Source organism: Acinetobacter sp. ANC 4216, assembly GCF_004331195.1.
Lineage (GTDB): Bacteria > Pseudomonadota > Gammaproteobacteria > Pseudomonadales > Moraxellaceae > Acinetobacter > Acinetobacter kookii.
In genome coordinates, this window is record NZ_SJOC01000001.1 from 13,996 (window position 1) to 28,738 (window position 14,743).

The 14,743-nt window shown below is 39.2% G+C and carries 19 protein-coding genes and 1 pseudogene; all 20 read right to left on the minus strand.

The genetic code is table 11. The features are described from left to right. Nucleotides 1–128: 128 nt before the first annotated feature. The 20 genes and pseudogenes from E0H88_RS00075 to E0H88_RS00170 all read right to left on the minus strand — a co-directional run bounded on the left by E0H88_RS00075 (nt 129) and on the right by E0H88_RS00170 (nt 14,709). Nucleotides 129–464 (minus strand): YegP family protein, encoded by a 336-nt coding sequence (locus E0H88_RS00075; protein ID WP_131272650.1) that lies wholly within the window; start codon nt 462–464, stop codon nt 129–131. Between the two features lie 365 nt (nt 465–829). Further along, a complete protein-coding gene (locus E0H88_RS00080) occupies nt 830–1,189 on the minus strand; it encodes a 5-carboxymethyl-2-hydroxymuconate Delta-isomerase (RefSeq protein ID WP_131272651.1) in 360 nt (119 codons plus the stop codon). Nucleotides 1,190–1,379: 190 nt separating this feature from the next. Next, complete coding sequence (locus E0H88_RS00085) at nt 1,380–1,721, minus strand: zinc ribbon domain-containing protein YjdM (RefSeq protein WP_131272652.1); 342 nt, start codon at nt 1,719–1,721, stop codon at nt 1,380–1,382. Between the two features lie 406 nt (nt 1,722–2,127). Further along, nucleotides 2,128–2,475: a DUF488 domain-containing protein gene (locus E0H88_RS00090; RefSeq protein ID WP_131272653.1), complete on the minus strand. Its 348-nt coding sequence runs from the start codon at nt 2,473–2,475 to the stop codon at nt 2,128–2,130. A 10-nt stretch (nt 2,476–2,485) separates the two neighbouring features. Continuing rightward, on the minus strand, nt 2,486–2,938 hold the full coding sequence (locus E0H88_RS00095; RefSeq protein WP_092820371.1) for an SRPBCC family protein: 453 nt from the start codon (nt 2,936–2,938) through the stop codon (nt 2,486–2,488). 205 nt (nt 2,939–3,143) lie between these two features. Continuing rightward, entirely contained in the window at nt 3,144–4,244 is a 1,101-nt protein-coding gene (locus tag E0H88_RS00100; RefSeq protein WP_131272654.1) for a catalase family protein, read from the minus strand. Nucleotides 4,245–4,683: 439 nt separating this feature from the next. After that, complete coding sequence (locus tag E0H88_RS00105) at nt 4,684–5,064, minus strand: ribonuclease E inhibitor RraB (RefSeq protein WP_092820373.1); 381 nt, start codon at nt 5,062–5,064, stop codon at nt 4,684–4,686. Between the two features lie 160 nt (nt 5,065–5,224). Continuing rightward, on the minus strand, nt 5,225–6,178 hold the full coding sequence (locus E0H88_RS00110) for an SNIPE associated domain-containing protein (RefSeq protein WP_092820374.1): 954 nt from the start codon (nt 6,176–6,178) through the stop codon (nt 5,225–5,227). Between the two features lie 237 nt (nt 6,179–6,415). Beyond that, nucleotides 6,416–7,081: an RluA family pseudouridine synthase gene (locus E0H88_RS00115; protein ID WP_131272655.1), complete on the minus strand. Its 666-nt coding sequence runs from the start codon at nt 7,079–7,081 to the stop codon at nt 6,416–6,418. Between the two features lie 79 nt (nt 7,082–7,160). After that, a complete protein-coding gene (locus E0H88_RS00120) occupies nt 7,161–7,607 on the minus strand; it encodes a hypothetical protein (protein WP_131272656.1) in 447 nt (148 codons plus the stop codon). A gap of 602 nt (nt 7,608–8,209) precedes the next feature. Continuing rightward, the gene (locus E0H88_RS00125; RefSeq protein ID WP_131272657.1) at nt 8,210–8,923 is read right to left on the minus strand and encodes an SIMPL domain-containing protein; all 714 of its coding nucleotides are present in this window, start codon (nt 8,921–8,923) and stop codon (nt 8,210–8,212) included. Nucleotides 8,924–9,054: 131 nt separating this feature from the next. Beyond that, nucleotides 9,055–9,303 (minus strand): DUF6868 family protein, encoded by a 249-nt coding sequence (locus tag E0H88_RS00130; RefSeq protein WP_171458652.1) that lies wholly within the window; start codon nt 9,301–9,303, stop codon nt 9,055–9,057. 576 nt (nt 9,304–9,879) lie between these two features. Beyond that, nucleotides 9,880–10,581: a DUF1003 domain-containing protein gene (locus tag E0H88_RS00135; RefSeq protein ID WP_131272659.1), complete on the minus strand. Its 702-nt coding sequence runs from the start codon at nt 10,579–10,581 to the stop codon at nt 9,880–9,882. A gap of 277 nt (nt 10,582–10,858) precedes the next feature. After that, nucleotides 10,859–11,080, minus strand: a complete 222-nt coding sequence (locus tag E0H88_RS00140; protein ID WP_086198842.1) for a hypothetical protein — start codon at nt 11,078–11,080, stop codon at nt 10,859–10,861. Between the two features lie 253 nt (nt 11,081–11,333). Continuing rightward, the gene (locus E0H88_RS00145; RefSeq protein ID WP_131272660.1) at nt 11,334–11,540 is read right to left on the minus strand and encodes a hypothetical protein; all 207 of its coding nucleotides are present in this window, start codon (nt 11,538–11,540) and stop codon (nt 11,334–11,336) included. A 313-nt stretch (nt 11,541–11,853) separates the two neighbouring features. After that, nucleotides 11,854–12,432 carry a DUF4126 domain-containing protein gene (locus E0H88_RS00150; protein ID WP_131272661.1) on the minus strand — a complete coding sequence of 193 codons (579 nt, stop codon included), beginning with the start codon at nt 12,430–12,432 and terminating at the stop codon, nt 11,854–11,856. A gap of 119 nt (nt 12,433–12,551) precedes the next feature. Then, a complete protein-coding gene (locus E0H88_RS00155; RefSeq protein ID WP_086198845.1) occupies nt 12,552–12,701 on the minus strand; it encodes a zinc ribbon-containing protein in 150 nt (49 codons plus the stop codon). A 150-nt stretch (nt 12,702–12,851) separates the two neighbouring features. Further along, a complete protein-coding gene (locus E0H88_RS00160; protein WP_131272662.1) occupies nt 12,852–13,469 on the minus strand; it encodes a hypothetical protein in 618 nt (205 codons plus the stop codon). 87 nt (nt 13,470–13,556) lie between these two features. After that, a pseudogene (locus tag E0H88_RS16025) lies at nt 13,557–13,784 on the minus strand (antitoxin). 100 nt (nt 13,785–13,884) lie between these two features. Further along, nucleotides 13,885–14,709 carry a hypothetical protein gene (locus tag E0H88_RS00170; RefSeq protein ID WP_131272663.1) on the minus strand — a complete coding sequence of 275 codons (825 nt, stop codon included), beginning with the start codon at nt 14,707–14,709 and terminating at the stop codon, nt 13,885–13,887. Nucleotides 14,710–14,743: the final 34 nt, after the last annotated feature.

Below are 14,743 nucleotides of genomic sequence, written 5' to 3' on the forward strand. Positions count from 1 at the left end.
GCATAAAAACCTGATGATCAGCCCGCTATTCGGGTTTGATCTTGGTCTTTTACTTTTTATATTCAAAAATAAAAGCATGTATACATACATGCTTTAACTGAACATTGACCCGATTTAAACAATCAGAATTAAGCAATCAGGTCTTTAATGGTGGTACTTGAACCATTATTTTTCACCGACTCAATCCCTTTCTCGCGTGACTGCTCGCTTGAGTAAAATTGGCTGGTGCCAATAACTTGATAATTTGCTGCTTTTAAATTGAAATAGGGTTTGCCATTTTTTGCTTCCAGACGCTCATAACGACCATCTTCAGGGCTATTTTTCTGCACTGATTCAATGCCATTTTGTGCAGAAGCTTTGGTCTTGTACAATTCGCTGGTCAGAATCACTTCCCCATTGCCCGCTTTCAAAACAAAGCGATATTGCCCATCGCTCGCCTGACTGACTTCATACCATCCTGCCATATAAAATACCCCTTGTTATTGTAAGAGTTATAAAAGAATAGAATTTATATTGTTTAAATAATATGCTATTTGTATTAAATATAAATGACTTTTTATTTCAAAGAAAGCACATTTTATGATCATAATTTAAATCTAGATTATTATGATTTATCGCCTTAAATGAATACATTGCGCTATTTTGATCCAGACACTGTTGATAGCCATCGTTCCATGAACTGCAAGCAAGAGAGTAGACTTCTTTCATAATTATTCACACCCTTTTTATTTTTTTCCCCTTGGGAGAAATAAAGGAAATTTATAAAAGAAGTCTACTAAATTGCCGGTCTATTCTCTCCCCAGCTGTTGACTCAACAACCTGCCCAGCCTTAAACAATTTTTTTAGTGTAGGTGGCTTTCTGCATTTCCAGTATTTCCACACAAATCTGTACACTGACTTGGCTTTGTGCAGGAATATGCTGTTCAAGTGTGTGCAGAATCACTTGAGCAATTTGCTGTTGTAACTCCAGACTACGTCCAGTCAATAAAGAAACTTTGGCATGCACATAGGCTTGTGAAACATCTCCCAAACCAATGACATAATCATGCTGGCAAATGGCACGGCTTTTGAGATCATTCGCAGCACCGACATAAGCGCCCTCAACCAGGGCCTGGTTTAAGGCAAGCAAGAGTGGTTTGGGTTGAAAGTTTTCTACATTGTCGGAATATTCAAGATGGATATGCGGCATAACAAGAACTCTTTAACATGAATGACTAAGGTTATAGCATGCTGGTGCTTTAATCCTAAAATGGCTCTGTCAATGTTTAAGCCATAATGCTTCTGATAAAAACCAATAGTACGATAATTCATGCAGTCACGACTTCATAAAAAAAAGCTCCGGCATATCGCCAGAGCTTTTTGGGTTTTAATGTCGTGAATTAAGCTTTTTTCACAAATTCAGATTTTAATTTCATGGCACCAAAGCCATCCACTTTACAGTCCAGATCATGACCATCGCTTGAGTCCGGTAATAAACGAATGTTCTTCGCCTTGGTTCCCACTTTAATTACCGATGAAGAACCTTTGATTTTCAAATCTTTAATCAGGGTAACCGTATCGCCATTAGCAAGCACACTGCCATTTGCGTCTTTAATAATTGTAGCCTGCTCAGTACTGCTTTCGCCTTCTTTCCATTCATGAGCGCATTCTGGGCAAATCAGCAAACCGCCATCTTCATAAGCATATTCTGAGTTACATTTGGGGCAATTTGGCAAAGACATAAAAAACCTCAAAAGCCTTATTATAACATTTTATAAAGCAATCTTTTGCTAAAACCTTAGGGTCTGTTGACATTTCATAAATGGCTTGCGTTGTAGGCTAAAATTGAGCAAACAAGGAATGAAATGCAAAGAATGGTGGTTCCATTTTTAAATTTCATGACGCAGTTTGAGATAATTTTAGCCATAACCTGAGCAAGAACAAAGCATTGCTTTGTTTGCAGCGCAAGGCGCAGCTAAGGACTAGAGTATTTTTTGATGCTACGTCGTTGTGAACTACGCATTTAGAAGGACTAAATTTTGTATTTCACGCCTCGTATCCTCTAAACAATACTCTTAGTCACAAACATAGACGAAGTGTCAACTGACCCTCTTATCTTATGGAATAAAATCGCTTATCAGATGCTTTTCAGCTTTCTTCCAAAACCTGTTTAAGTACAATCACATGATTATGGTTTTCACTTTTAGCCGCAGTGATGAGGCTGACTTTTTCTTGTCTGGCCATCTCTCTGATTTGCTTCAACACCTCTGTTTGTGAGCGCAGTTCAGCCCTGTAACGTTGCTGGAATTCGTCCCAATGCTGGGAGTCATGCGCATACCATTTTCGCAGCTCAGTTGACGGCGTGATTTCTTTAGCCCACCAATCAATTTTGGCATCTGCCTTTGTAATGCCCCTGGGCCACAGCCGGTCAACCAGAATCCGTTTGCCGTCTGAAGCTAGAACTTCTGCATAAGCACGTTTAATTTGAATGTTCATCGCACAGCAGCTATTGATCTGGAATTTCAGGAGTAACCAGTAAAGTGAGCAGTTGCAATGACTCCTGCCATCCCAAATAACAGGCTTCCACTGGAATAACTTCAGGAATACCTGATTGGGTAATATGCACTTCGGTTCCCACGGACACTGCTTTGAATTGAATGATCACTTCAATGTTTCCGGGCAAATTGGGATCATCGAACTGGTCGCTATAGCGCAACAATTGGTTGGGTATAATTTCATGATAGATGCCACCAAAGGAATGGCTAGAACCGGTAGAAAAATTGCTAAACGACATTTTATAGGTCCCACCGACTTTGGCATCCAGATGATGAACCTTAGCGGTAAAACCATGGGGTGCCATCCACTTGACCAGAGCATCCGGGTCAATAAATGCCTTAAACACCCGTTCAGGTGGTGCGGTAAATACGCGATGCAGTTTCACTGTATTACTTTCAGTCATTTGCGAACCTCGTCTTATTGTTATTTTTAAAATGCAAGTTGATTGCGGTTATTCTCTGATGCTGCAGGGCTTTGGTCCGATATGAAACAGGGTTTTCAATTCCTTGTTCATAAAACATTTATCAATGTTCCAAAACATTATAGGTCCAGAATAGCAGCATTCAAGCCGATATTTTTATCTAAATATCAAATCCAGTTTTGAATATCTAATCTGGCATGTCATCAATATGATTAGGTTCTGTGCGCGGCTGAGTATTCATATAGTGCCGAAAACAGCATGAACGCTCATACACCTGCATGCGTACCCGCATGATGGAACCTAAAGGCTGGTGTTCTTTTACCCCATGCCACGGATTGAAAGACAGCACGTCATCTGAATAGACCCGACGTGCCGGACTAAAGGTCTGCTGTTTTGGAAAATGTAAAGTCCCGATGACCTGATGCGGTGATTCATCTTCATCCCACAACACGGCGGCATCTTCAACAGGCATACGGTCCAGGTTGGTACATAGCTGAGCGCGAATGACATAATCAGCCGTATTACGCTTAAAAAAATCCTGGACCAGATCACGTATGCCGGAATCTTCCTGAATTTGCATCGGTATGCCAGTCAGCTGTTTTACCGACTCAGATTCAGGTGCCACACTGATTTTGGCAATATAGTTGCCATAACGTAATGCTGCCATGCTGTGATAGGTTTCCCCGAGTATATGATGCTGGCTACGTGCCAGTCCCTTGATCGTCGCAGATGCCGGCAATCCCGCACGACTGACCAGATGATCGACCCCACGCATGACACCGCGTAAACCCCGCATGACCAGTTCAGGTGCCCTTTCCGCTTCAGTCATAAAAGGCAGCATTTGCATATATTTGCGTACCGTTCCAAAAACCAGCACCGGCATATTGACCATCAGAAAATCCTGATTTTTTCCCTCACTGGAATCTTCCGGCAATAAGCGCTCGCCCGGCACATTTAAAATTTTAAGGGCAAAACCATGCGGCACCGGTGTCTTATCGCTACGCAAATCTCCGGGAGCAGCAGACAGACGGACCATGACATCATAATAGCCCGGATAGGCAAAAATTCCCTGCGCCAAGTGATCGGGCAGATTTTCAGGAATGGTTAAAATACCTTTTAAGAAACCGTGGGATTTAGCATGCGCATCGCGAACTGCATGACGATGCTTGTCGAAAACCTCAGTATTGCTTTGGGTCATATAATCTACAATATACTGAATATCTTCTTCTTCATTTTCCTGTTTTTGTTCGACTTCTGGACCATAGGCCACATAATTATTCACTGCCATGCCGTGCTCCTTTCATGCCTTGAAGAGGAATAAACTGTTTTGAAATTTATGTATTAATCTAGCAAGGAGTTTGCTTTACAAAGGAAGTGCTTGGTATACACATTGAAGGTATTTGGTAAATAAAGCAGAAAGATGAAACTAAACTGGCGTGGCTGCAAAGCATCAGTCCATCACATAATTTTTTTAATTTTAAAATCAAATATTTAATTAAATAAATTTAGAAGGTTTAAAATCAATAGAAAGGAATAGAATGCGAAAGCTGCTTGAACAGCTTCTTCTGAGTTTCAGTGGATGGGGTATGATTCTTATAAAATCTTGATATGAAAATGGCCCTAAGCATCTAAATGTTTAAGGCCTTTTTAACAGGTTCGATCCAATTAACTGTACTGGCTCAAACCTGGATCATCCCCCAGCCATTAAAATTTTTTAGGAATAGGGATTAACTTTTGACTTCATTTTCCCAGTCTTCATCTTCATAGACATAAGCCATACAGCCCCAGCCATCATATTCGCCGCCATATTGCGTCGCGATTTTAGTGAACCATTCTTCCAGATCGACGATGTCTGAATATTCAGGTTCCATATACACATAAATGGTGATAATCCACTCGACCGTGTCGGCTTCTTCATCTTCAAACAGGCTAATTTTTTGTTCTTCTTTGAGCAGATAAAGTGCACATTTTTGTGCCTGTTCTTCAGTCTGAAAAGCTATGGAAAATTCAATTTCATGCGCTTCAGTCAGATCGTCGCCATCTTCGGCCATTTGCCAAAGTACATTACCATTTTCATCATCGGGGAATTGGTCAAAATCGCGTGTCATGGAGTGTTTCCTTATTGTAATTAGATATCAGCTATATCATGCCATACAGATTAGCTCAAGTTTGTTTCAGTTTAGCCATTTCACTGTTTAGCTTAACTACAGCACTTGTGCGGATAAGTCCCCTTTGTCCTGCCATTTTATTTTCCACAGATCGCTGGTCTTAGCCTTCCACCATCTGCTGCTGCAATTCACCTGGCTCATTCGGTTGCTGTGCCTTGAAGGCTGAAACCAGGGCTGCAAGCTTAAACTCTTCCAGACGTAACTTTAAAAATGATTCATGAATTCGGGCATGGCTGAATGCTGCTCCATAATGATTGATCAGGATAAAATCATCTTGCAACGCCTGAATAAACAGCCCCACCGTGTCATGCTCTAATTGAGATAAATACAGGTCAGCCTTGCTGTTAAACACATGCGTAACCAGAGCGATGGCAGAAAGTCTGCGATTTTCCTCGACATACTCACATTGACCCACCTTGTTTGCTGCAATGGCATTTTTTATTTTTCGGCGGACTTCTGTTAACTGCTGCGCGGCATGAATATCCTCATAGCCTTCAATCAATTGATCCAAAAGGATTTGTGCAGGATACACATATTGAAGGCCATAACCCTGAATCTTGTTTTCCAGTGCTTTTGAAATTGTGGCCAATTTTTCTTGTTCTACTGCCTGATGATAAAAAGCCCCTAATCGTTCTCTGGCCTGGGCTTCCAGGTTAAGCCGGCTATTTTTTTCCAGTTTTTCCAGATAATGTCGAGTGTTTTCAATCTCTGCCTTCATTTTTTCCAGCAGAAACTCTGCTTCAGTTTTAGTGGCTTCGACAAAGCTCTCGACCTGGTTTTTTCGCTCTGCAACGTAATGCTCAGTATCCAAAACGTCTTGATACTGACTCAACTTTTCAACCCGGTTTTTTAGATTGCCGATCTCGATACGACAGGTATTTAATTGATGGTGCAGCGCATCGTTTTGCTGTTCATGCTCTGCCAGATTATTTCGCGTGCGATCCAGATTTACCTGCAAAGATTCCAGAGTGCGCTGTTTTTTTCTTATTTTTATGATTGCCCGATAAAGCAATCCCACCAAAATGAAGGTGGTCAGGATATATAGATAAAGCATTATTATTATCTCAAAATTATTATTTCGAAGAAAGGTGACACATTATTTATTAGTAATATGTTTTTCAATCATTAGAAAAAGGGATATTGTGTGCGATTGGTCGCATTTTTTTATTATTCTTAGATTTTCATCATCATAAATCAGTTGGCCGACAAGAAGAAGTCAACCCTCATAGCATATATGTAACTTATTATTAAAATTATGGGCCTTTGAATAAGTAAAATTACAAGATATTGATTAAAAAGGAATTTTCACCTTAATTTCAACATCTTCTCCGCTTAAAGGCTGTTTAAAAGCCAGATAGCTGGCATGTAAGGCCATACGTTTTAATGGACTCTGGTAGGGCTCTGGATGATAGAGCTTGTCGCCGGTAATCGGATGGCCGATATACTGCATATGCACCCGCAACTGATGAGAGCGTCCGGTAATCGGGGTCAGCAGTACCCGGCTAATGTCTTCCGCTTCAGAATATTCCAAGGCCTGATACAGCGTTCTGGCGGGTTTTCCCAAGTCAAAATGCACGATTTGACGCGGCCGGTTTTCCCAGTCGGTAATTAATGGCACCTCGACACTCCCCTCGGCTTCGAGCTTGCCTTGAACCAGCGCAATATAGTTTTTTTTGACCGTACGTGCCTGAAACATTTTACTGACCGCCACTTCTGCTTCACGGTGTTTGGCAAACATCAAAATACCGGAAGTTGCCATATCTAAACGGTGAGTAATTTTAGCGTTGGGATAGCGTTCCAATACCCGAAAATAAGCACTGTCATGATGTTCAGGCAAACGTCCCGGAACGGACAACAGCCCTGCCGGTTTTTCAATCACCACCAGGTCTTCATCTTCATAGACGATGGCAAGCGGTTCCTGAGGCGGCATATACACGAAGTTATCGTTGATGGGCATAGCATTACGGCACGTGGGAGAATGCGCGCAAAATAACAATCTCTGCCAGAGCTGTCAATGCTGGACCATCCCGCCAAAATTATGTCTGCTTCGGTTTTTCCAGCGTGGTTTTATAGCTGTCTTTCAGGGTGTCGAGCTGACCATTTAGAAAATGGTTGAGGTAGGCTCTGGCCTGCCCCAGACTGAGCTGTTTAAAAGCCACATAATCCTTGTTTTTTAAAGTGATTAAACCAAACAGGTTCTTTTGTGGAGTAACAATTTCAATATCGCTGTCCAGCTTGAATGCCAGCTGATCGGAGGCCGAATAGGCATTTAAACTGAGGCGCAGGCATTGCTGGGTAGCGGTATCGGTTACGGTAAAACTGGTAATGGCCCCATTCATTTCCAGTTGTGAAACCAGTTGGCGGCGCCAGTTGATTGCATCGAATTGGCTCAATATTTCTGTACTTTCAAATAATCCTAAAGCTTCTGCATCCTGCTCACTCAAGTGCTGTGGATGACGAATTTCCAATTCGTATTTTTTCATTGTTATTGGCTCATGTTGAAATGATCGAATACCATTCTAGCAAGCGTTTTTTCAGCCGACTATTTTGTTTTTTTATGGAAAATTACTTTATATCAAGTGATCAGTATATTTTTGATGATGCAATGCACATTCAGGGGGATAAAATTTGATGTAGGTTAAATAAATGAAAAGAAAAAGAATTGTTATTTTTTATTGTTTATAAAAATTTTGAGGGTGTCAGGGAAAACATCTGTGGTTTACTTCAACCATTATAACTTTGTAAGTTATAACCCTATGCCTATAAATTGGTAATCTATAGCGTCCTAAGCCGAATCGAGACCTTGTGGGTAAGTACTGCACTCACGTTGTACGCAACTGGCAGCAATCTGCTCTTTTCGATCCCTTCACACCCTTGAGACATATATTAGCCAAAGGCAGTCGGGATTAATTTCCTAAGACTTTTAATTTTCCATCAATTTTGGTAATTTTTTTCTCTAAATAAAGATTTAAAAGAATTTTTTATCATTCACATTAAAATAAAGGTTTTTTATTACGGAAAAAGCAGGATTATTGGAATTTATCCATAAATCAAAGCACATTTTTCTTGTGCCCTGTTATCCCATTCAATCAGCCAGATAATAATCAACGGTGGACACCACACGGACTTTCTTTAAATACGGGGTATTGCTGTCGCGATCCTCAATGCTGAACAATCCCTGATTGGCCGCCTTGATTTTGCCTAGACGGCTTTTGGAATCGGCGGCAAATTTTTCTGCCACACTGCGGGCATTCTGGGTCGCCTGCTCAATCATGGCCGGCTTGATGTCATTTAACTTGGTAAATAAATATTCGGTTCGTTGACCTGAATCATCACCACCAAAGGCAATGCCCTTTTTACCCAAAGCCACCAGACGGCTTTGTGCCGCCCGCACTGCATCTATTTTATGGGTATAAACGGTAATGGTCTGATGCGCGGTATAACGGAGCGCGACATTGGCATCGCCGCCGTATTGCTGGGCAAATTTATCGGTCGTGACCGGAGCTGCGGTGGTAATTTCCTGCGCGCTAAAACCTTCGGCTTTTAAAAATGCCTGAATTTGCTGGGTTTGTATTTCCATAGTGTCATACAGCTGGGTCAGGTCCTGACTGGCCGAGCTAAAACGGATCGGCCATACCGCAACGTCGGCTTTTACCTCTCGTTCAGATAAACCTTTGACCGAGACTATACGTTCATACTGCTTGATTTTGACTGCACTACTGCCCAGAATCCATCCCGCAAGAATCATCCCCAGACAAATGAAAGCACCTAAAACCAGTGCGGACTTGAATTGATTCATACTGCCGAATTCCTCTTTTGCTTATTTTTTATAGCAGCGGTTCTGTTTTTATCAGCTCCGAAACCGCTGTTTACAGACGATCTATCTATATCAACCTTTCTATATCAACCGTTTCAATCCTCCAATCCGGCCTAGGAATTTCGGATCAGATATAAGGCCAGAAATGGCACCAGATTAAGCAATAGAATGCCAATTTTATATACGACCATGCCCCCATAATGAATGGCATCGAAGGTGTGATCGGAAAGCTGGAACCATTTGCCATGCACCTGTTTCATCCAGTTACGGGCAAAAATAAACACCAAAAACCAGATCATTAAGATGATGTAATTTATAAGTAATGAACACAGTAAAAAACGGCTCCAAACATCATCATTTATCATTTTTATGACCTGACCGGATGCTTGCTTATATATTCTAAATTAGCAGATTTTATGAAGGAAAATGAACAACTGATTTGTATCCGCTTTTTTGCAGCTAAATTTAAAACCATGTATTTGTTTTTAATAATTTTTATAATTTTTTTTAATACTTGTCTTGGCTGGAGAATTTTTTAGGGGGTCAGGGAAAACATACTGTTTTACTTCAACTATTATAACTTTGTAAGTTATAACCTTATGCCTATAAATTGGTAATCTATAGCGTCCTAAGCCGAATCAAGACCTTGTGGGTAAGTACTACACTCACGTTGTACGCAACTGGCAGCAATCTACTCTTTTCGATCCCTTCACACCCTTGAGATATAGAATAACCAAAGAGATGCGGGATTAATTTCCTAAGATTTTGCATTTTTAATTGTTTTTGGAATATTTTCCCGCTTTATCTAAATCTATAAAAAAATTTCCCAAATTGATGCAAAATGCCGATTTTTATTGCGCCAAACTGACATGAACCGGAATATTTTCTCCATCTTCATGCACTGGAGTACTAAAACTTACCTTTCAGCTCCCTAGCCACTATTTCTTCTTGGTCATTTCCGCCAGCAAATCCAGTTGAATTTCCTGAATTTTAGCCAGACGATCCCACTGATGCATTAAAAGATGATCGAGTTTTTCATGTAAATGCCGAATCTCCAGTTCAGCTTTCAAGTTGACCTGATAATCATTTTGCGAACGCAAGCGGTCTTTGGCTTCCTGCCGGTTTTGGCTCATCATGATTACGGGTGCCTGAATGGCGGCCAAACAGGACAGCATTAAATTTAATAAAATAAAGGGATATGGATCTGCTGGATGTTTCACCATGATCACGGTATTGACCAAAATCCACAGCGCCAAGAAAATGGCAAAGCAGATCAAAAAGGTCCAGCTACCGCCGAAACTTGCAATTTTATCGGCCAGTTTTTCTCCAAAAGTCCAATTCTGATCAAGCTTGTTCTCTATATTTTTGCTGATCAGCTCATGCTGTTGCATACTGTTCAACACTTCATATTCCAGATCGGTGACTTCACCTTGTTCAGATTTTAATATGGACTGTACATACTGCATGCGGTATTTGGTTAAATCGACCTGGCAGATAAAGTCGCCAGGTGACCACTGTGGAAAATCCTTTGAAATTTCCTCGGTAATGACTTTTCGAATTGTTCCGATCGGGATAAGATTTTTTTTAGGAAAGCTTTTCTTGCAGACCATGCATGTTTGACATTCTGTTTTTCCATTCATACCCCATACCTTCTGTTTTATCTCTATGCAATATGCCGTGATGTGATGATGATTTCCGAGTCTAATCAACGCTTATTGATTTACATTTTGCCAGGGAAAGCTTGGTTTTAGATTAATTCAGTTCCATATTTTTAGATTAATTTTAAAGCAAGCATCCAGCAATTTTTAAGATGCATGTGCCACGCCCTATATACCTATAGCCGTTAAACCATTATTCCGTTTATGGATGAATAAACAAAAATTTAAAGCAAAGACCAGCTTAAAATTCCACTGTCATTTACCGAACATAGAGCTGTTTCACATGATGATTGATATAGGCATTTAGGCCATCGCCATACTGCGCCAGCTGTTTCATGTTTTCAATATGCTGATAGCCGGCACTGGCATAGCTATAGGTGTAAATTTTTGAATTCTTCTTAAATTGAACACGAATAAACTCATTGCCAATTTCATAGTTGGCCACACCAGAGTCGTGGTTCAGATCAAGATAATGTTGCAATTAAGCCGCCCTAAACACAGTAAATATAAAGTTTAAAATGAGGGTGTATTGAGCATTTTTCAAACAATTCCCAATAATCAGTCCGTAGTTGAATGAGGAGCGATTTTTATTCGTTATTTATTCCTATCTATTTATATTTATTCAAAAAACTGACTTATGATTGAAACATTTTAGGGTTTCGCAGCGAAATTAATCATCAGCCCAATAAAAAAACTCCGCCAATCGGGCAGAGTTTTTCGGTTTCAGCTTTGAATTATTTTGTACAGCACTTGCTACAACCTTCCACTTTTTCTGTTGGCCAGTTCATTCTTGCGCGTTTATAGGCAAGTTCATAATTTGCAAAGTAGCCAATCAAAATCTGGTCATCCGATTTTGGCAGGTCTTCGCAGCCCAGTGTCGCATTGTGTATATAGTGTACGCCTTTAGCTGCAGGCTGTTCATCTACAATAAATTTGATCATTGATAGTTCCCCGAATAATTTTTATAAAGTTGAACCACAAACAAACCCATATAAAATTTATGGGTTTAATTCCATATTAAAATTATGCCTTTATTGAGTAAAAATCAATCACTAGTTTTGGTGATCTACATCTTTTTTTCATATTTTTTTATTTTTATATAAAACAGCAGCTTATTTCTCAATTCGATTTGATTGGGCAAAATCACGATAGAGCTTTCCGCAAGCTTATGAGTCGGGTAAGGCTAAGAAAAATAAGCATTAGGAATAAAGTGCAGCCCACTCAAATGACCTCAACCTGATGCAAACCCATTCCCTATAGCACCGGACTATTGATATTGTCCTGTTTCTTACGGCGTATCCAGCGTACAACCCACACCATCAACAGCAATACAACAATCACCACCAGCACAGGTACCAGCAGGGACAGGATCGAAAGTAAAAATGCCCCAATCCATTCCCCTGTAGACACCACAGGGTTGGCTATTCCACCCGTTGTTGCAGTTGATACGCCACGAACAGCCACCGTACTTAATTGAACTGCACTTGCGGTACCGCCACCGACAATAATTGCGGCCGCCCAGCTGGCAAACTGCGACATTTCCCCACTGCTCACTGCCATGGTTGCCAAGGTTCCGGCGATCATTGCTGCGGGGGTTGCCACCGTGTCCAGGGCATTGTCTACCCAAGGAATATAATAAGCAGCAATTTCACTCAGCGTTGCAATGCCTAAAGCCACGCAGACGGATGGCAGCGCCAGCCATTCAAAGCCTTGCATTGGCTCAAACCAGCCCATGAGAGATGTAATACTCATGACCAGTAAGGGTACAAAGACACGAAAACCGCAGGCAGCACTTAGGCCAATGCCTATACATAAACCGAGTATTGTTTCCATGCGTATTTCCTTTTATGGATTGCATTTATTGCGGTGCTTTAAAATGAAAGTAACAAAAAAGCCCTATGGATGAATAGGGCTTTGTTCAAAACAGAGGATAACTGTTTTATGGGTGCTGCTTAGGCAATCGCAATTTTATTGTTAAATTGATTGCCAAGGCATTTGGTACACGGTGGTAGACGATCAGTACCAATTTCTAAGTAGGTGCGGTGTCCGCATTTGACACAAAAATAGAAGCCTGTTCCGGGTTTAGAGCCAGCAGTAACCATTTTTGTTCTCCATAGGTTTTAGAAATGGTGAACAAAGTATAGTCGCTTTTTTCAGTTTGTCTATTGTTCATTTTGAAAAATTATGGTGTCATTTTTGCAAGAAATGATTACAAAAACCTCTAAAGTTTTAGAAATATTCATTAAGTTTTATCAAATTTCAATTACTTCAATGTCATCTACATTTAATTCAAACCAATCTTTAGGATGAGGGATTCGAGCTAAATAAACATTCGCCTCATCATCTTTTGTTAATTGTCTTAATGTTTCTTCAGCCCAATGCTCTATTCGACTTTGCTTATCAATACTCATTACAAAAAGTTTATTTTTGGCTTTTCCTAGAACCAGTTTATTCATATCAACCAATAAGGCCCTTGAATCTTTTAATTTTAATTCGCTTTCAACAATCCAAATTGCATGACTCATTGCCTTAAGTGTTTCATCATTAGCAAGTGAATTACGAAATCCACTCGCTGTTTGAATATTGGTCATTTTTCCAATCACAATATCAAACAAAAATTCATTCAAACCTAAAAGCTGTCTTCTCTCATTATTCGCTTGATAAAATGCTAAATATTCTTCTGCCTCTAACCTATCTTTTTTTAAGGAAATTAAAAGCTGCTCAGCCAGATAATTTATCCACAACTTACTCCGACAAGCATGTTTCTTTCGTACTTCATCTTTTCCATCGGATAAAAACTCATTGTTTGCACAATGTGCTTTTGCTTGAGTAAATGATTGTTTTATTTCTGCTAAAAGTTGATTTTTCATTTTTACTAATCAAAATGTGTTATAAAAATACAGTTAAAATTATAATACCTGTCTTACCCAATTTTCGACTTTTAAGTATTCTACTTGTCAAAATTCTTCTCTTTCTTGAGGAGGTTCATCCACCTTTCCCTCTGCATAAAAGTCATTAGGCATTTGCACCAATATCTTTAATACTCGATCTGCTGTGGCAGTTTTTCACGTAGTGACTTCAACACCACGGCGAAAAATTTCGACTTCTTTACCTTCAAAACGAAATTCTTTGGGTAAACGAATAGCTTGACTGCGCCCTGTCATAAAAACTTTTGTGGTAGATATTCTTCTACGTCCATAAATTTTGATATATTCTTTTGACATTTATTTATTGAGTGTTCTTCAACACTAATATTTTTCAATGCCCAAATAACTTAAATAATTTTTATTCTCTTAAACTTATGTTTATTTCAGCTAATGTTAAATTTGGGTTTATTTCTAATATAATTTGTTTTATACAAATCAATAATTCTTCAGTATCAAATTCAGCTATAAACATTGCTTTTAAAAAATAATAGAATATTTTATCTTCTTGTCTTAAATAATAATGATAAAAAATTTTATCATTATTATCACGAAAATAAATATAGAAAGAACCGTTTTTCCGTAATTCACCATATGTATCTGAAAAACGTACTCCTGAAATTCTGCCAGCAGGTAAACCATCATGCTTATGAATATCAGATATATCAATTGCACACGAATAAATTTCTTTCGCTTTTAAATTATTAATTAATAATTCAGCAACCTCATAAGCTCGTAAGACATCTTCACTCTTTGGATTATTGAATTCATGTTCTACTTTATTTCTTAAGTTTCTAACTTCACTAACCAATATCCTTGGTGATAAACCTAAAGCACAAAATAACCTGAGAGATAATGGATGTATTTGCTTACTTTCATCCTTAAGCACCTCATCACAAAAATCCAAGGCTGCTTTGGGTAATCTTTTGATATTAATATCAAAATTTTTTAATATATTTTCAATTAAACAGTCTATTGACCTTTTAGCATTAGATAGAGCATTAATTAGCCCACGATCATCCCTCTGCTTTAAATCTTGCTTAGTAAAATTTAAATAATCTTCAGGGGTCAAATCGAAATTGTTTTCAAAATTTATATTATCTGCATAATCAACAGATAGATTCTGATAATCTAAATTCACTCTATCAAATAGCTCTTTAGCTGAATTTAATATCTCTACCTGCATTTTTTTCAGTCACTCTGAACACTTCTAAAATAAA